This window comes from Mycobacterium sp. SMC-16 (assembly GCF_046250085.1).
Taxonomy (GTDB): domain Bacteria; phylum Actinomycetota; class Actinomycetes; order Mycobacteriales; family Mycobacteriaceae; genus Mycobacterium; species Mycobacterium phocaicum.
Map to the genome: position 1 here is coordinate 5,779,345 of NZ_CP176427.1, position 18,099 is coordinate 5,797,443.

11 protein-coding genes are annotated in these 18,099 nt (G+C 67.1%); 8 read left to right on the top strand and 3 right to left on the bottom strand.

Annotated elements, in window-relative coordinates; translation table 11 throughout:
* Positions 1-24: 24 nt before the first annotated feature.
* From ACJEIK_RS28105 to ACJEIK_RS28135, 7 genes are all read left to right on the top strand, one after another.
* Positions 25-825, top strand: a complete 801-nt coding sequence (locus ACJEIK_RS28105) for a HugZ family protein (protein ID WP_409430706.1) — start codon at positions 25-27, stop codon at positions 823-825.
* A gap of 10 nt (positions 826-835) precedes the next feature.
* Positions 836-1,405: an orotate phosphoribosyltransferase gene (locus tag ACJEIK_RS28110; RefSeq protein WP_409430707.1), complete on the top strand. Its 570-nt coding sequence runs from the start codon at positions 836-838 to the stop codon at positions 1,403-1,405.
* A gap of 60 nt (positions 1,406-1,465) precedes the next feature.
* A complete protein-coding gene (locus ACJEIK_RS28115) occupies positions 1,466-2,059 on the top strand; it encodes a hypothetical protein (RefSeq protein ID WP_061010110.1) in 594 nt (197 codons plus the stop codon).
* Positions 2,059-2,460 carry a TIGR03668 family PPOX class F420-dependent oxidoreductase gene (locus ACJEIK_RS28120; protein WP_061002696.1) on the top strand — a complete coding sequence of 134 codons (402 nt, stop codon included), beginning with the start codon at positions 2,059-2,061 and terminating at the stop codon, positions 2,458-2,460. The genes ACJEIK_RS28115 and ACJEIK_RS28120 overlap by 1 nt, the downstream gene beginning before the upstream one ends.
* A gap of 69 nt (positions 2,461-2,529) precedes the next feature.
* Positions 2,530-4,578: an elongation factor G gene (locus ACJEIK_RS28125; RefSeq protein WP_409430708.1), complete on the top strand. Its 2,049-nt coding sequence runs from the start codon at positions 2,530-2,532 to the stop codon at positions 4,576-4,578.
* Between the two features lie 120 nt (positions 4,579-4,698).
* Positions 4,699-6,477, top strand: coding sequence for a hypothetical protein (locus ACJEIK_RS28130; RefSeq protein WP_409430709.1), 1,779 nt, complete (start codon positions 4,699-4,701; stop codon positions 6,475-6,477).
* Between the two features lie 98 nt (positions 6,478-6,575).
* Positions 6,576-7,445, top strand: a complete 870-nt coding sequence (locus ACJEIK_RS28135; RefSeq protein ID WP_135356346.1) for a type IV toxin-antitoxin system AbiEi family antitoxin domain-containing protein — start codon at positions 6,576-6,578, stop codon at positions 7,443-7,445.
* 56 nt (positions 7,446-7,501) lie between these two features.
* Here the strand turns inward: ACJEIK_RS28135 and car (ACJEIK_RS28140) are convergent, their stop codons facing one another.
* The 3 genes from car (ACJEIK_RS28140) to ACJEIK_RS28150 form a co-directional block, all read right to left on the bottom strand.
* Positions 7,502-11,017 carry a carboxylic acid reductase gene (car, locus tag ACJEIK_RS28140; protein WP_409430710.1) on the bottom strand — a complete coding sequence of 1,172 codons (3,516 nt, stop codon included), beginning with the start codon at positions 11,015-11,017 and terminating at the stop codon, positions 7,502-7,504.
* 178 nt (positions 11,018-11,195) lie between these two features.
* Positions 11,196-14,717 carry a carboxylic acid reductase gene (gene car / locus ACJEIK_RS28145; RefSeq protein WP_409430711.1) on the bottom strand — a complete coding sequence of 1,174 codons (3,522 nt, stop codon included), beginning with the start codon at positions 14,715-14,717 and terminating at the stop codon, positions 11,196-11,198.
* 98 nt (positions 14,718-14,815) lie between these two features.
* Positions 14,816-15,739 (bottom strand): DMT family transporter, encoded by a 924-nt coding sequence (locus tag ACJEIK_RS28150; protein ID WP_409430712.1) that lies wholly within the window; start codon positions 15,737-15,739, stop codon positions 14,816-14,818.
* 1,133 nt (positions 15,740-16,872) lie between these two features.
* Between ACJEIK_RS28150 and ACJEIK_RS28155 the strand changes: the two genes are divergently transcribed.
* On the top strand, positions 16,873-17,604 hold the full coding sequence (locus ACJEIK_RS28155; protein WP_409430713.1) for a hypothetical protein: 732 nt from the start codon (positions 16,873-16,875) through the stop codon (positions 17,602-17,604).
* Positions 17,605-18,099: the final 495 nt, after the last annotated feature.

Genomic DNA, 18,099 nt, shown 5'->3' on the forward strand with positions numbered 1-18,099 from the left:
CCCGCGCCTGGGTAGGGTGCAAACGTGGCGACACGCGATCATGGCGACCCAGGTGATGCTCCGACAATCCCGCCGCCGCTGGCCGAAATCGTCAACGCGACCCGGCCCTCGGCCGCCGAAGAGGCCCGCACCATCGCGGCGTCGACCAACACCGGAACCCTGGCCACCCTGACGGCCGACGGCGATCCGTGGGCGTCGATGGTCACGTATGGACTGCTCGGCGGTTCGCCGGTGCTGTGCGTCTCGAATCTTGCCGAGCACGGCCGCAACCTCGCCGGCGATCAGCGGGCCAGCATCTCGATCATCGCGGCCAGCACCGACAAGGATCCGCTGGCCGGTGGCCGGGTGACCTTGGCCGGCCGGGTGGCGCGGCCGGAGGGTGCCGAACGCGACGCCGCCCGGGACGCCCATGTCGCGGCGGTGCCGGCCGCGAAGTACTACATCGACTACACCGACTTCGCCCTGTGGGTGCTGCACGTCGACCGGGTCCGGTGGGTCGGCGGCTACGGCCGCATGGACTCCACCACGGGCGCGGATTACGCTGCGGCCCAGCCGGATCCGGTGACGCCGTCGGCCGCCGGGGCCATCGCGCACCTGAACGCCGACCATGCCGACTCGCTGGCGGCCATGGCCCGGGTTCTGGGCGGCTACCCCGACACCGAGTCGGCGACCTGTACCGGCGCCGACCGCTACGGCCTGGACTTACGGGTCGACACCGCCCGCGGCATGGCCTACACCCGGGTCGGCTATGCACAGCCACTCCAATCCATCGACGAATTACGTTCCGCGACAGTCGAATTGGCTCGACTGTCCCGTCAGGTTTAGGATTCGCATCATGTCTGATCGCCCGGAGAGCTGGGAAGCCGCATTCGACCTGATCCGCACCCGCGGCTACGAGCGCCGTGAGGAGCCGTTCCGGCTGGCCAGCGGGCAGCTGAGCCACGACTACATCGACGGCAAGTACGCCGTCGACAACGGCGTCAGCCTGACGATCGTCAGCAAGGCGGTGGCGGAACTCGCCGCGCTGCGCGGTATCGAGTTCGACGCCGTCGGCGGCCTGACCATGGGTGCCGACCCGCTGGCGCACGGCGTCGCGATGGTCACCGGCAAGGCCTGGTTCTCGGTCCGCAAGGAACAGAAGGCCCGCGGCCGCGAGCAGTGGATCGACGGCACCCGCATCGAACCGGGCACCCGCGTGCTGCTCGTCGACGACGTGATCAGCACCGGCGGCTCCACCGAGATCGCCTACGAACGTGTCACCTCCCTCGGCGCGGTGGTCACCGGTGTCATCCCGATGGTCGACCGCGGCGACATCGCCACCGAGCGTTTCGCCAAGCGCGGGGTGCCGTTTGCCGCACTGGTCAGCTACCGGGATCTGGGCATCGAACCGGTCAAGGACGTCTAAAGCGCGGACACGCGCGCCGATACCGAGCAATTGGCGCGACCCACCCCTAGCATCTGGGAGGTGGCTGACAGCGACGACCCAGAGCGCGAACTATCGCCGGGTGGCGTGCTGGAATCAGCCGCCGAGGAGCCGGACGACGACCCGGACACCGATCCGTTCCGCGCCGTCGACCCGGGGCCGCACGGCACGGGACCGTTTGCCGGCCCGACGACCGGCTCGTTCGTCATCCCCGAACCGGAGCCGACGGGCGACACCTTCGACGCGTTCAACACCGACACCTGGCGGTTCCGCGAGCCGCCGCCACCCTGGTACCGCAGGAAAGACGCCCGCCTGCTGCTGATCGTCGTCACCGTCGCGGTGATCGCTCTCGTCGTCTCACTGGTGGTCCTGGCCACCCGCCGGGATTCCGGCGCCGACGAGGCACCGGTGGAACCCAGCGCCACGACGACGACCACCACCACGACGACGCCGGCCCCGTCGACCTCGTCGACTCCCGCTCCGCCGCCGCCTCCCCCACCGCCGGCCGAACCGCCTCCGGCCGCGGCGCCCCCGGCGTACCACGCACCGGCCGCGCCGCCCGCACCGACGCGTCCGCCGGAGATCAACGTGACGCGCATGCCCATGAGCGTCGCCCCGAACCCACGCCACCGCTGATGACCGATCCCGCCGCCCTGTTCTCCGCCACGCCCGTTGCGGTGCTGGCGACGGTGTCCGGCGAGGGCCAGCCGCACGTCGTCCCCGTGGTTTTCGCGGTCAGCGGGGACCGGCTCTATACGGCGGTGGACGCCAAGCGGAAGTCGACGCAGCATCTGCGGCGGCTGGACAACATCGCGGCCAACCCGCGGGTGAGTCTGCTCGCCGAGGAATACGACGACGACTGGTCGCACCTCTGGTGGGCCCGGGCCGACGGCATCGCCACCGTGCACCCCAGTGGCGACGAGATGGCGATCGGTTACTCGCTGCTGCGCGCCAAGTACCACCAGTACGACCGGGTGGCGCTGGACGGCCCGGTGATCCGTGTCGCGATCAGCAGATGGAGTTCGTGGCACGCCTGAGGGCTTGAGTCTTGTGCCGACGGTTGCGACAGGAGCATGGTGGACGTGAGTCGTCGATAGGGGCACGCCATGGCCGACAAGTCGAATAGCTCATCCGGAGCCGCGCCCAGTGCGGACAGTCCGGCCGCGATCCGAAATGTGGTCCTGGTGGGGCCATCTGGGTCCGGCAAGACCACCCTTGTCGAGGCACTGCTGCTGCATGCCGGCGTGCTGACGCGGGCCGGGACGGTGCTGGACGGCACCACGGTCTGCGATCACGAGCCGGCCGAAGTCGAGCAGCAGCGGTCGGTGGGCCTGGCGCTCGCCTCGCTTCAGCACGGGGCGGTGAAGATCAACCTGCTCGATACCCCGGGCTACGCCGATTTCGTCGGCGAACTGCGGGCCGGCCTCCGCGCTGCCGATTGCGCGTTGTTCGTGATGGCCGCCAACGATGTGGTGGACGCTGCCACCAAGGCGCTGTGGCGCGAATGCGCTGACGTCGGGATGCCGCGCGCCGTCGTGGTGACCAAACTCGACCACGCCCGCGCGGCGTTCGCCGGGGCGGTGCAGTCCGCGCAGGAATCGTTCGGGGACAAGGTGATTCCGCTGTACCTGCCCGAGGGGGACGGGCTCGTCTCGCTTCTGGCGGACGATGCCACGTTGATCGAGGGCATCATCGAGGAGTCCGAGGACGAGACGTTGATGGAGCGGTACCTGGGCGGCGAACAGATCGACAACGCGGTGCTGGTCGCCGACCTCGAGCGCGCCGTGGCCCGCGGCTCGTTCTTCCCGGTGATCCCGGTGTGCAGCACCACCGGTACCGGAGCTGCCGAACTGCTCGACGTCATCGCCCGCGGGTTCCCTTCTCCCCCAGAGCATGTACCGCCGCAGGTGTTCACCCCGGCCGGTGTGGAGAAGTCCGCGCCCGCCTGCGATCACGCCGCCCCGCTGTTGGCAGAGGTGGTGAAGACGACGTCGGACCCGTACGTCGGCAAGGTCAGTCTGGTCCGGGTATTTTCCGGCACCATCAGGCCCGACACGACGGTTCACGTGTCGGGCCATTTCAATTCGTTCGCCGATCCCGCCGCCGGATGCGCCGCGCACGAGGACCACGACGAGGACGAGCGCGTCGGCGCGCTGTCGTTTCCGTTGGGCCGCAAGCAACGCCCGGCGGCCGAGGTGATCGCCGGCGACATCTGCGCCATCGCGCGGCTGACGTGCGCCGAGACCGGGGACACCCTGTCGGACAAGGCTTCCCCGCTGGTGTGCCGGCCGTGGACCATGCCCGCGCCGCTGCTCCCGATGGCGATCGTGCCGCACGCCAAGACCGATGAGGACAGGCTGTCGGTGGGGTTGACCCGGCTGTCCGCCGAGGATCCGACGCTGCGCATCGAGCAGAACCCGCAGACCCACCAGATCGTGTTGTGGTGCATGGGCGAAGCCCATTCCGCGGTGGTCCTGGACGCGCTGTCGCGGCGGTTCGGCGTCGCGGTCGACACCACGGAACTGCGCGTCCCGCTGCGAGAAACGTTCGGCGGCAACGCGAAAGGCCACGGTCGGCACGTCAAGCAGTCCGGCGGCCACGGGCAGTTCGCGGTGTGTGACATCACCGTCGAACCGCTTCCGGAGGGGGCCGGATTCGAGTTCGTCGACAAGGTCGTCGGCGGTGCGGTGCCGCGGCAGTTCATCCCGAGCGTGGAGAAAGGCGTTCGCGCCCAGATGGATCGGGGCATCTGCGGATACCCGATGGTCGACATCCGCGTGACCCTGCTGGACGGCAAGGCGCACAGCGTGGACTCGTCGGATTACGCCTTTCAACTCGCAGGCGGGCTGGCGCTGCGCGAGGCGGCCGCCGCCGCATCGGTGAATCTGCTCGAGCCCATCGACAGCGTCCACATCGTGGTGCCCGACGAGATGGTCGGCGCGGTGATGAGCGACCTGTCCGGACGGCGCGGCCGCGTACTCGGGACCGACACCGCCGGTGACTCCTGCACCGGCATCGACGCCGAGATTCCCGAGATCGAGCTGACCCGGTACCCGATCGAACTGCGGTCGTTGTCGCACGGCGCGGGGTCCTTCACCCGCTCCTTCGCCCGCTACGAACCCATGCCCGAGGCGGTGGCGGCGCGGGTGCGCTGACCTCTGCGCAGTGATCCACGACTTTGGCAAACCTGATCGTGACTGACATCACCCGATGTCATAGTGTCGTCAGATTCGTGCACGCGCGGGCGGGCACCAGGGATGTCAAAGGGGACACCTGTGGGGACACAGTCGGGGCTCAGTCTGCGTAAATCCGGTCGGTACCGCCTGGCAGTGATCGCCGCGGCCATGGGTATCGCAGCGGCGACCAGCCAGAACGTCGCCTGGGCCGAGACCGGGACAACCGATTCGCCAGGCACCTCGACCAGCCAGTCCGGACCGCAGAAGCCCGGCCCCGCCAAACCCAAGCCGGCGAACACCGACAAGAAGGACAAGAAGAAGCCCGGTAAGAAGGCCGGCAAGACCGAACCCGACGCGGGCAAGTCCGCCGCGTCCGGCACCAAGCCGGACGCGGCGACCGACACGTCGGCCACCGACCCCAAGTCCGGCGTGGATCCGGAAGCCAAACCGGACCCGAAGCCGGCCGCGAAACCCGACCCCAAGCCGGCCGCCAAACCGGCGAAGAACGGGTCCGATTCGGTCAAGCCCGCAGGCGACGGCAAGAAGGCGCCGAAGCTCCAGACCGCCACCGCGAGCGCTCCGGCCAAGGACGCGACGGTCAGTTCCCCAGTGGCCGCTGCACCGACTCCGGTAGCCGACGCCACCGCCCCCGCTCCGGCGAAGACGCCCGCGCCGATCACCCGGCTCGCCGCCCTGTCCGCGGCCAACAACACCGTCGGCACCCTGACGACGCCAACGCCACCGCAGCCGCTGAACCCGATCGCGAAGATCATCCAGCTGCCTGGCCGCATCATCAACACCGTCTTGCAGGTGCTGGACCTGACGGTCTCGCAGAGCGGCCCGAAGAGCCCGTTCAACTGGTCGCCCATCTCCGAGGCGCTGTTCGCGGGCTTCCGCCGCATCGAGGACATGCTCGGGCTGAGCAAGACCCCCACCGCGGCGCCCGTCGTCCCCGAGCTGACCTATACCGGGCCGACCAGCGGCGACACCCCGACGGTGGAGCAGTTCCTCAACGCCTCGGCCAACGCCTACGTGCTCGGCGCCCAGCCGGGTGATCTGAAGCCGTTCACCGTCAACGGTTTTCAGATGCAGACGTTCAATCCGCTGTCCGGCGCCGTCGGCAAGGCGTGGGTGACGCCCGAGGGCCAGATCATCGTCGCCTACCAGGGCACGACTGGCGGCACCAATCTGCTGTTCCACCCGCTGATCGCGCTGTCGCAGATCTTCACGGACATGCAGGTCATCTTCACCCACACCACGCCGCAGGCGTTCTGGGACTCGCTCGCGTTCGAGCGCAAGGTCGAAGCAGCGGCCCTCGAGCAGGGCTACACCACCGACGACATCTTCGTCACCGGTCACTCGCTGGGTGGTTGGGAAGCGCAGTTCGTCGCGCAGAAGACGGGCCGCGGCGGCATCGGCTTCGAAGGGCCCGGCCTCAACACCTCCGTCCCGGGCAACGGCATCAACTCGAACTTCGTGAACATCGAGACCTACGGCGACACCGCGGCGTACTTCTCCACCGACCTGCCGGGGTTGCAGCCGTTCATGGCGGCCTACGACCCCACCGGCGGCAGCAAGCCGCACTACGGCAACATCGTGATGATCGGTGACCCGGATGCGGTGAACCCGCTGTTCAACGCGTCGGCGCTGTGGGGTCCGAACCCGATCAACGACATCATCTTCGCGGTGGACATCCTCGGTAACTTCTTCGAGCACCACCTGCCCGGCATGCAGGCCTACAACCTCGGCGTCGCACCGGATCCCGGTGTGGTGCCGTGGCTGGGCTCCTACACCGGGCCGATCAACGACTGGGGCGACCTCGACATCTACGAACTGCAGCACGCCGCATCCGACGCGGGTGTCCTCATCGCCCCGTAACCAGTGATTTGTGCACGATTTTCCGCGCCAGCCGCGGAAAATCGTGCACAAATCCCCGTTGATGGAACCGCGGAGCCACCGCATACGTCCGAATCTGTGTGCTTGACGACTACCTTCGCCGCCACGATGGCGTAATCACCCGAGCCCAAGCCTTGACCGCGGGGATCAGCGATGACGCCATCAGCCGCAGAGTCCGCTCCGGCCACTGGCTGCGATGCGCCCCCGGGGTGTTCTTCGTCGACGATCGTCCGTTCAGCGATGCGGCCCGGGTCCGCAGTGCGGTGTGGTCCTACGGCCCGGCGGCCACCGCCAGCGGACTGGCCGCGGCATGGTGGCTGGGCGTCACTCACTACGCGCCGGAGAAGGTGGAAGTCACCGTGCCGAAGGTCAGCAATCACCGCAAGCGCGACGGCATCCGGGTCCGCCGCCGCGACCTGCTACCACAGGACATCGTCGAACGCGGCGGACTGCAAGTCACCGCACTCCCACTGACCGTCATCGAAGCCGCGACGCGGCGCGGAGGTGGCGCCAAACTCATGGACACTGCGTTGCAGCGACACGTCGAGCTGAAGAAACTCTGGGATGCGCACCTGCGCAACAAAGGACGACACGGATCGCCCGCGGCTCGGATACTGTTGCTGGCCGCTGAAGACGGGGCCCGCTCTCAAGCTGAACGCCTATTCGTAAAACTACTGCGCCGCAACAAGATAACGGGATGGAAGGCCAACTGTCCCGTTGCCGGATACAAGGTCGACGTCGTGTTTCCGGCAGCAAAACTCGCCATCGAAGTCGACGGCTGGGCCTATCACAGCAGTGCCGACGACTTCGAGAACGACCGAAAGCGGCAGAACGCCATTTCACTGCTCGGCTATCAGATCCTGCGGTTCACGTGGCTCGACCTGACCGAATATCCCGACCGAGTGCTCGCCGAAATCCGGAATGCCCTGCTGTTCAGGCAGGCCGCCTGAAGATTTGTGCACGATTTTCCGCGGCAACCGCGGAAAATCGTGCACAAATCCCTGGGTCAGAGCAGGCCGAGCAGCTGCAGGTCGGTGATGTACTTGACGATCACCGGCGCGGTGACGTGCGGGATGTCCTTGTCCGGGCCCAGTTTGGCCTCCTGCACGGCCTCGCGGAACACGACCACCGGTGCGATGGAGCCGTTGTGCGGGTGTTCCGGCTTCTGGTAGTTGTGCAGCAGCGGCAGCAGTGACGCCTGGCGCTGCCGGTCCGGCAGGGCCCGCAGGGTGGTCTCGAAGCGGGCCAGCCATTCGGCGTAATCATCAACGCGGGCAATGGAATACCCGGCGTCGATCAGCCAGTCGACGAACTCGTCCATGCCCAGGCCGTCCGAGTGCGGGTTCATCACGTGATAGGTGACGAACTCGCCCGCGGGCCGCACGCCGAGCGTGTCGATGGCCTCGGCGATGAATTCGACGGGCAGCCCGTCGTAGTGCGCGGCCTGCCGCTTGCCCTCGGCGTCCCGCTCGTAGAACGAGTACGGCGCGATGCCGGTCGCCACGAGCGAGAACATCATGCGGGTGAACATGTCCGGCAGGTTGAGCTGCCCGGCGTACGACGTGTCCGCGAGGATCATGTCGCAGCGGAACACCGAAACCGGCAGTCCGCAAAGGTCATTCGCCTCGCGCAGCAGCACCTCACCGGCCCACTTGCTGTTGCCATAGCCGTTGGCGTAACCGTCGTGCACGGCACGCACCGGGCTCATCACGCGCACGTCGGCCTCTTCGGTGAATGTGCCCGGCGCCAGCTGGTCACCGACGCCGATGGTCGAGACGTAGATGTACGGCTTCTGTCGGGTGGTCAGCGCGATGCGGATCAGCTCGGCGGTGCCGAGCGCGTTGGGTCCGAAGAGCTCGCTGTACGGCAGCACGTGGTTCACCAGCGCGGCGGGGTCGACGATGACGTCGACTTCGTCGGCCAGTCGCTGCCAAACCTCCTGCGACAGACCCAGATTCTCGTCGCCCTTGTCACCAGCGATGACTTCGAGGTGATCAGACAGCGCCCGGTAGTGCGCCAGCAGCTTCGGGTCACCGCTGTCGAACGTCGCATCCAGACGCGCCCGGGCCTCGTCGTCGGACTTGGCGCGCACCAGGGCGATCACCTTTCCGTCGACCAGATCCATGCGCTCCAGCCACTCCAGCGCCAGATAGCGACCCAGGAATCCGGTTGCGCCGGTGAGCAATACAGTTCGCACCTCGGCAGCCGGTCCCGGCAGCGACGGCGCCGCAGCCAACGTCGCCGCGTCGAGGAACTTGTCCAGCGTCAGATCCGCGGCACGCACCTCGACGGCGTTCTTGCCGTGCACCGAGCTGAAGCTGGGACGCTTGGCGCCGCCGCTGCGCTCGTTCTCGATGTAGGCGGCCAGCGCTGCCAGATCGTTGGCGGGGCTGACGATGATGCCGACCTGCACCTCGACACCGAAGATCTCCTCGAGCAGGTTGCCGAAGGTCAACGCGGACAACGAGTCTCCACCGAGATCGGTGAAGTGGGCGTCGGCCGACACCTCGCCGGAGGCGCCGAGCAGCGCGCTCGCCGCCCGGATGACGGTCGGCAGGGCCGGGCCTTCGGCGCCGTGCTGCCGCAGCTCACGGAGTTCATCGGCTTGTCCCGCGGCCAGGCTCACGTACAGGTCTTCCAGCGCCGGGCCGTAGTGCGCCTTGAGCTTCGGCCAGGCCAGCTTGCGGATGCCGGTCAGCAGCCCGTTCTCCAGTGAGAACGGTTCGGTCTCGATGATGAAGTCGCGGGGGATCTCGTAGGACTGCAGCTCGGCGGCCTTGGCTACCTCCTGCAGCGAATCGCTGATCCGCTGCTTCAGCTCTGCGGAATCCCAACGGGCCAAGGCGTCTTCGGTCGGAACCACGACGGCCAGCAGGTACGGCTGCGCGCTGTTGCCGTAGACGTAGATCTGCCGGACCAGCGGGCTGTTGTTGCTGAATTCGGCCTCCAGCTTGGCCAGCGTGACGAACTCGCCCTGCGCCAGCTTCAGCACGTTGTTACGACGGTCGACGTACTGGATCTGGTCGGGACCGATTTCGGCGACGACGTCGCCGGTGCGGTAGAAACCGTCCTCGTCGAAGACGCTCGCGGTGACCTCGGGCCTCTTGTAGTAGCCCGGGAACAGGTACTGGGTCTTCACCAGCAGCTCACCGCGCGGGTAGGGCTGGTCGGTCAGGTAGTAGCCCAGGTCGGGCACATCGACCAGCTTGTAGTCCAGGGTCGGCGGGCGCTGGATGACGCCGTCGAAGAAGACCATGCCGGCCTCGGTGGAGCCATATCCCTCCAGCAGGTGGATGCCGAGGAACTTCTCGACCCACGCCTTGAGCTCGTCGGTGATGGGCGCCGAGCCGGTCATCGCCTTTATGTAGCGGCCACCGATCAGGTTCTGCCGCATGTCGGCCATCACCTGCTGCTCGATGTCGTCGCGCTCGGCCTCACCGGCACCGGCGGGCACCAGCTTGTCGACGCGGCTCTGGAATTCCAGGTACAGCATCTCCCACACACGGGGCACCAGGTTCAGCTCGGTGGGCCGCGCCAGCGCGAAATCCTCGAGGAGAGTGGACAAGTCGCTCTTGGCGGCGAAGTAGACGATGCCGCCGTTGGCCAGGCTGGAGTACAGGATGCCGCGGCCCATGACGTGGCTCATCGGCATGAACGCCAGGTTGATCGACGCCTCGCTGGGGCCGAACCACGCCGTGCTGGCCCGCCGCCAGAAGCTCGTCATGTTGCTCTCGGGGTACATCGCGCCCTTGGGCGCACCGGTCGAGCCCGACGTGTAGATCAGCAGCGCCAGTGGGTCGGCCTCTGCGGAGACCGGGGTCGGGGCGTCCGGCAGTTCGCGGCCGCGGCTCAGCACGTCGCCGAAGGTCTCGACCGTGACATTCAGGCCGGACAGGGCGTCGCGCGCCTGGTCGATGGCGTCGCGTTCGTCGTCGACCTCGGCGTGGTGGTCGAACACCAGGAAGCGGGCCGGTGCAGGGCCACCGACCGCGAGTTCGACGGCGTCGGCCACGTAGTCGGCGCTCACCGCGATCAGCACCGGTTCGGTCTCGGCGACGATCGGCAGCAGCGACGACGCCGCGGAACTGGTCTGCAGCGGCACCGAGACGGCGCCGATCTGCCCGAGCGCGGTGTCGATGACGGTGTAGTCGGTGCTGGTGAAACCGAGGATGGCGACGCGGTCGCCGGCCTTCACACCGTCAGCGTGCAGGGCGGCGGCGACGGCGCGGATGCGGTCCCACAGTTCGGCGTAGGTGATGGTGTCGTACTTCGGCAGCAGCCGGGCCACGGTGCGGCCGTTCTCGGTGACGAACTCGACGGCGCGCTGCCCGAGGGCGGTCCGGTCGGCGTAGCCCTCGATGACGGTCTTCACGATCTCGGGCAGTCGCATGCCGGGCTTTTCGACCGACTCGGCGACCGACTGCAATGGCACGGCCGCGGCGAACTGCGGATCATTGGCGGACAATTCGGCGATCCGGCGGGCGAGCCCGTCGGCAGTGCTCTCGGCATGGTCAATCGACATGAAAAAACCTCACGAAAAATCGAAATCTCGAATGGGGTAGGCCCCGTTGCATCCCCACTAATTGAATGACGCTGGCGCGGCCGCCGTTGTTCCGGCGATTTCCTGCCAGTTCCCTGTGATTTGTGCACGATTTTCCGCGGTCACCGCGGAAAATCGTGCACAAATCACAGTGGTCGGCTCAGAGCAGGCCGAGCAGCTGCAGATCGGTGATGTACTTGACGATCACCGGCGCACCGATGTGCGGAATATCTTTGTCCGCACCGATTTTCGCGTTCTGCACCGCCGCGCGGAACCGCTCGACCGGGGCGATGGACCCCGGCACCGGGTAGCTCGGCTGCTGGTAGTTGTGCAGCAGCGGCAGCAGCGACGCCTGGCGCTGACGGTCCGGCAGGCCGCGCAGCGCCGTCTCGAACCGCGCCAGCCAATCGGCGTAATCGTCAACGCGGGCAACAGGATACCCGGCTTCGATCAGCCAGTCGACGAACTCGTCCATGCCGATGCCGTCGTCGTACGGGTTCATGACGTGGTACGTCTCGAACGTCGAGTCGGACTCGCCGGCCGCGACCTGCACAGCCAGGGTCGAGATGGATTCGGAGACGAACTCGACGGGCAACCCGTCGTAGTGGGCGCGCTGCCGCTTGCCGTCGGCACCGAGCTCGTAGAACGAGTACGGCGCGATGCCGCTGGCCACCAGCGAGAACATCATGCGGGTGAACATGTCGGGCAGGTTCAGCTGGCCCGCGTACGTCGTGTCGGCCAGGATCATGTCGCAGCGGAACACCGAAACCGGCAGTCCGCAAAGGTCATTGGCCTCGCGCAGCAGGACCTCGCCGGCCCACTTGCTGTTGCCGTAGCCGTTGGCGTAGCTGTCGTCGACCGACCGCACGGCACTCATCACGCGCACGTCGGCGTCCTCGACGAATTTCCCGGGCGCCACACCGCCGCCGACCGCGATGGTCGAGACGTAGGCGAATGGCTTGATCCGGGTGGTCAAGGCGATGCGGATCAGCTCAGCGGTGCCCAGCGCGTTGGGCCCGAACAGCTCGCTGTACGGCAGCACGTGGTTCACCAGTGCGGCCGGGTCCACGATGAAGTCGACCTCGTCGGCCAGACGCTGCCAAACCTCCTGCGACAGGCCGAGATTGGCCTCACCCTTGTCGCCGGCGATGACTTCGAGGTGATCGGCGGCCAGCGCCTGGTAGTGCGCCAGCAGCTTCGGATCGCCCGAGTCGAACGTCGCGTCGAGACGGGCCCGGGCGTCGGCGTCGGACTTGCCGCGGACCAGGGCGATCACCTTGCCGTCCACCAGGTCCATGCGCTCCAGCCACTCCAACGCCAGGTAGCGACCCAGGAATCCGGTTGCGCCCGTGAGCAATACGGTCCGCACCTCGGAAGCCGGTCCCGGCAGCGACGGGGCGGCGGCCAAGGTCTCGGCGTCGATGAACTTGTCCAGCGTAAGGTCCGCGGCCCGCGCCTCGGTGGCGTTCTTGCCGTGCACTGTGGAGAACGTCGGCCGCTTGCTACCCGGCGCGCGCTCCCCTTCGATGTAGGCGGCCACCCCGGCCAAGTCGGTGGCCGGGCTGACGATCACACCGACCGGTACCTCGACCTCGAAGATTTCTTCGAGCAGGTTGCCGAAGGTCAACGCGGACAACGAGTCTCCGCCCAGATCGGTGAAGTGGGCGTCGCCCGCCAGATCCGCGCCGGCGGCGCCCAGCGTCGCTCCGACAGCACGCAGCACGGTTTCGAGCACCGGCGCGTCCGAGGCGCGCAAGGACCGCAGCGCGCGCAGCTCGGCGGCCTGTCCTTCGGCCAGTTCGCTGTACAGCTGCTCCAACTCGGCGCCGTACCGGGCCTTCAGCTTGGGCCAGGCCAGCTTGCGCACACCGGTCAGCAGCCCGTTCTCCAGCGAGAACGGTTCGGTCTCGACGATGAAGTCGCGGGGCACCTCGTACGACTGCAGCCCGGCTTCGCGGGCCACCGCCTGCAGCGCGTCGGCCAGGGCGGGACGCAAGGCCTCCGGACCGCCGGCGTCGCTCAATGCCTCCGCGGTCGGCACGATCACGGCCAGCAGATAGGAGCGAGAACTGTTGCCGTACACGTAGATCTGGCGGATCAGCGGGCTGGTGCCGAAGGCGGCTTCCAGCTTGGACACTGTCACGAACTCGCCCTGTGCCAGCTTCAGCACGTTGTTGCGGCGATCGAGGTACTGCAGATGGTCGGGACCGAGCTCGGCGACGATGTCGCCGGTGCGGTAGAACCCGTCGGCATCGAATACGTCGGCGGTGACGTCGGGACGCTTGTAGTAGCCGGGGATCAAATCCCTTGATTTCAAGAGCAATTCGCCGCGCGGGTGCGGACGGTCGGTCGACAGGTAGCCGAGTTCGGGTACGTCGACCAGCTTGTAGTCGAGCACCGGGGGACGGCTCAGGTGGCCGCTGACCATGACACCGCCGGCCTCGGTCGAGCCGTAGGCCTCCAGCAGCTCGAGCCCGAGGAACTTCTGCACCCAGGCCTTGAGCTCCTGCGAGATCGGCGCCGACCCCGTCATCGCGACCAGCTGCCGCCCGCCGATCAGGCTGAGGCTGCGCTCGTCGAGCACCTGCTGCTCGGGGACGCCGTCGAGGGCCCGGCGGTCGACCTCGCTCTGCACCTCCTGGTGGATCATCTCCCACACCCGGGGCACGAAGGTCATCTGCGTCGGCCGGACCAGTGCGATGTCCTCCAGCAGGGTCGACAGGTCACTCTTGGCGGCGAAGTACACGGTGCCGCCGTGGGCCAGTGTGCGGTAGACGGTGCCGCGGCCCATCATGTGGCTCATCGGCAGGAAGCTCAGGACGATCGACGGCAGCTCCGGCTGCTGGTGCGTCAGGCCGGTCCGCCACGCGTTGGTGACGAGCCGTTCGGGGTACATGGCACCCTTGGGGGTACCGGTGCTGCCGGAGGTGTAGATCAGCACCAGCAGCGGGTCCACGTCGGCGGACACCGCCGGCTCGACGGCCGGCAGCGCGGCGCCGCGTGCGACCAGATCGGCAAGAGTCTCGACCACGACACCGCGCTCGGCCAGCCGTGCGGTGGCCCGCTCGACGGCCTCACGCTCGTCGTCGACCTCGGCGTGGTGGTCGAACACCACCACCCGCGTCAGCGCGGGACCCGCACCCAGAACCAGTTCGACGGCGTCGTCGAGGAACTTCATGTCGGCGAACAGCGCGCGGGGTTCCGTCTCGTCGACGATCGGGCGCAGCTGTTCGGCCGGTGCGCTGGTCTGCAGCGGGACGGCGACGACACCGGCGCGCGCGAGCGCGGTGTCGATGATGGTGAATTCGGCGCTCGTGAAGCCGAGCATGGCGACACGGTCGCCGGGCACCACAGCGTCCGGTCCGGCGAGCAGGGCGTTGTCGAGGGCCCGGACCTGCCGCCAGACCTCGCCATAGGTGATGGTGTCGTAGCGCGGCAGGAGCCGGGCGACGGTGCGGCCGGCGTCGGTGACGTACTCGACGGCGCGCTGTCCGAGCGCGGGCCGGTCGGCGTAGGCGGCCATGACCGTCTGGATGATTTCGGGGAGCCGGATGCCGGGCTCTTCGAGGGCGGCGCCGACCCCGGCGAGGGGGCGCGCGGCGGCAAGTTGGGGGTCGGCGGCGCAGAGGTCAGCGATGCGCTGCGTCAGCTCGTCGGTAAATACGGTTTCTTCGTTCGACATAACAACCTCATCAATAGATCACCAGCGTCGCCAAATACAACGTTAGCAAAACTAACGATATGCCCGAAGCGGCTGTGGGAGAAACCACACCTATTGTTTCAGCGCTCGGAGGTCGATCGCACCTGCGGCGCCGCGAGCGGCTGAGCCACCTTCGCGCCCGCCTGTGTTTCGTACGCCCCCTCGTCACGGCCGAGGGCAATGGTCGCCGCCGCCATGGCACCGATCGACGCCACGAGCGCCACCGCCTCGGCGCCGGTCGTGTCGAAGCCCTCGCCGAGCACCAGGGCGCCGAGCACGACAGCCACCACCGGTTCGAGCACGAGCATGGTCGGCACCGACGTCTGCAGCGCACCGGCATGGAAGGCGGACTGCTGCAGCACCGTCGCCACCGCGCCCAAGATGATGAGGAGGTACGGCGCCGGCGTCGTCAGCAAGCCGAGCCAGCCCCGCTGCTGCAGGATCGCCATGAAGACCTTGGTCACCACCGCGACGACACCGAACAGCACGCCGACACCGACGGCCAGCAGCACCGCGCGGGCCCAGCTGCTGCACCGCACCGCCAGCAGCACACACCCGATGATCACCGCGGCGCACACCGCGGCGACCAGCACGATAACCCCAGGTGGGGCCAGGTGTTCGTCGCGTTCCGGCCGCGCCAGCACGACGAATCCCGCCAGCCCGATGGTGAGCAGTCCGGCCCACAACCACTCACCGCGCGTCACCCGGCGGTGCGCCTGGCGGGCACTCAGCGGCAGCGCGAACAGCAGTGCCGAGACCAGCAGCGGCTGCACCATCAACAGGGAGCCGTGCGCCAACGCCAGCGCCTGGAAGACATAGCCCGCGACGGCGGCGCCGGTCCCGGCCCACCACAGCCGGCGGCTCAGCAACGTCGACAGCATGACAATGCTGACACCGTGTTCGGGCGGCACATCGATGGTCGCGCGCTGGCGCACGACGATCCCGACAGCCGCGCAGACGGCCGCACAGAGGGCGAACAGCACCACGAGTCCGTGTTGGATCAACGGAGGCGTCCGATCAGCGTGGCCGCGTACCGCGCCACAGGGCTCACCGGAAACATCACGCCCAAAGGGTAGTCGAGCGGGACTATCTGTCCCACTCGCGAACCACGACGCGAACGACGGTTCACTCCATCGGGGCGTGGGCCCCTGCGCGATCCGACGCAGCGTATCGCCTCGTCGGCCCCCACGCTCGACACGAGCACACCCTCGACGCGCCAGCCGCAACTATCGAAACCTTAGATTTCTCTCATTTTCTTAGATTGAGCGTTCCGCCGATGCGATGCACCCCAGAATTCCGCGCACATACACATACAGGAAGGCGGGGTCGATCACGTATCAGCCCAGTAGCCACCCACTACCAACGAAGGCAATTGGCGAGTCCCGATGACGTTGTTGACATGCGTTGAGCGCCGGTCGCTATGACGCCGATCATCCGGCGAGTCCTTTTCTCGAGCAGCTATGACGCAGACGGTCTGCCCGGCACCATGGTGGTGACCCGGAACTGAGTTCAGGTCGGAGGGATCAGTACGGTGCCAAACAGAGAGTCAGCCCGCAGTGGTCGCAGGCACCCTGGGTCGCCGATTCGACAGTGACTCTCGCATCTCCCGATGCATCTTGTGAGTGAGTGCGTAGCATCTGCCGACCTGATGCCTGCCGCGGTGGTTCTGGGTCTGGCCGCCCGACGCGCATCGTTCCCACCGTCGACCCGCACGTCGAGCGGGCCGATTACGACAATGCCAGCGGCGGGACCATCAGCATGACAAGCAGATGCGCAGGTCCGAAAACCCGCCGGGAAGTTGTCGAAAAGTTGCTTGCGGATCCAACAATCGGCACTGCGCAGTAACCGTGAGCGTGCGCGTTGACCCTCACCTAACACCGCTGCGATCGTGGACGATTGTGTTGCTGAACTATCGGATGTCGTTGCGACAGAACGGTATCCGAAGTGAGGCTGAGGTCGGGTGCCCGGCCGACGAGGAAAACTGGCGCTTTGCGCCAGCGACGCCGCGCGCCACCGAGCCGAGATGCAAACCGCGGCGGAAAATTCAGACGATTGGCCGACAGAGGACACCAATCCCGGGACGGTACCGTCAAAGTACCGTTCAGCGATTACCCAACCTGCACCTCCGGGAGTGTTATTGATCGACGCCGTCGAACCCGCTGGAGTCATCCGCGCGTTGGCCCGGGGGATCAAGCAGGGCATCGGTGCAGATGACCTGCCACCGAGCCTGTTCCTGTGGCGCGATGGCTCGCCATTCGGGTGGATCTCGGGACCGACGTCTGAGGCGGTTCTCAGTGCCGGCATTTTCTCGATCAAGGCTCACGACCCGCAGTGCGTGGTCTTCGTACTCGACAGTGTGGTCCCCTTAGCGACGAACAACCCTGCAACTGGCCGGCCCTGGCAATCCGGTGAAGCGTTGGCCTATCTGGAGGAACTGCAGCTGGGCGAGCGCGCCGAGCAGGACTTCGCCCGCGACTGTTTATCCATGTGTGTTACCACGCCCGACGGTGACCAGTCCGCGCTGCTCGACCTGTACAAGGTTATTGGTGGCGAATGTTATTGGACCGGAGAGGAATCCCAGTTCGCCGCACGCATGACCATCCCCGTATTGTCTGACGCCATGCGCGGCCCTCGAGTGGACCCTGCCCAGGTTCGCGACCTCGGAAATGGGTTCGTGGCCGCACCTGATGCGCCGTTCGTGTCCGCTGAACGTGGGCGTCTGATCCTCGATGTTGGGACGACGCGACACGTCGAGACCAAATTCGTCGAGCACGGTGTGTCGATGGCGCTCTTCGCCGTTTCCGACGAACGGCGTGAATTCTTGATCAATGAAGGCCTGCCGGAATGGCAGATTCTGTCGCTCCTGTGACAGCGGCCCCAGACTCGGCAAAAACACGTAAGTCTTTGCTGTAGTTCATCTCAGCGACCCACTCGTGCAGTCGGCACGGGCTGGGCGCCAATCATCGTGCCGCTGAAAGACCCGACTGAAGTCCGCTTCGCCGGAGATCGACATGTGTCGTACCGCGCGATTCCCCTTCGATAATTCGACACCGCCATACGAAATCAAAGCAGCACAGGCACTTTTTCTCGTGGACATGTCGGAGCAGTCGGATCCTGCGCCTGGAGAAGACCACAGGTAATTCTTTCAGCGCAACAGATCCCGTATACGCAACGGGTGCCGCCGCGACTCGGATGCAAGAGCATTGCCGCCACCGGGGCACAAGGCAGCCCGCCCCGCGTAGCAGCAGCGCGTGAAAGGTGAGCACGACGCGGTAGCTGCCGCCCACGCCCAGGAGGACGCCGCGGAGGCCCCGTCCCACGGCTGGTGGCCGTGCGGAATCGGTGTCTTCCGCTGGGGGATCGG

Coding starts and splice junctions, on each gene's coding strand:
- ACJEIK_RS28120 (WP_061002696.1), top strand. CDS start 2,059: ATGACCGATCCCGCCGCCCTGTTCTCCGCCACGCCCGTTGCGGTGCTG.
- car (WP_409430711.1), bottom strand. CDS start 14,717: ATGTCGAACGAAGAAACCGTATTTACCGACGAGCTGACGCAGCGCATC.
- car (WP_409430710.1), bottom strand. CDS start 11,017: ATGTCGATTGACCATGCCGAGAGCACTGCCGACGGGCTCGCCCGCCGG.
- ACJEIK_RS28125 (WP_409430708.1), top strand. CDS start 2,530: ATGGCCGACAAGTCGAATAGCTCATCCGGAGCCGCGCCCAGTGCGGAC.
- ACJEIK_RS28110 (WP_409430707.1), top strand. CDS start 836: ATGTCTGATCGCCCGGAGAGCTGGGAAGCCGCATTCGACCTGATCCGC.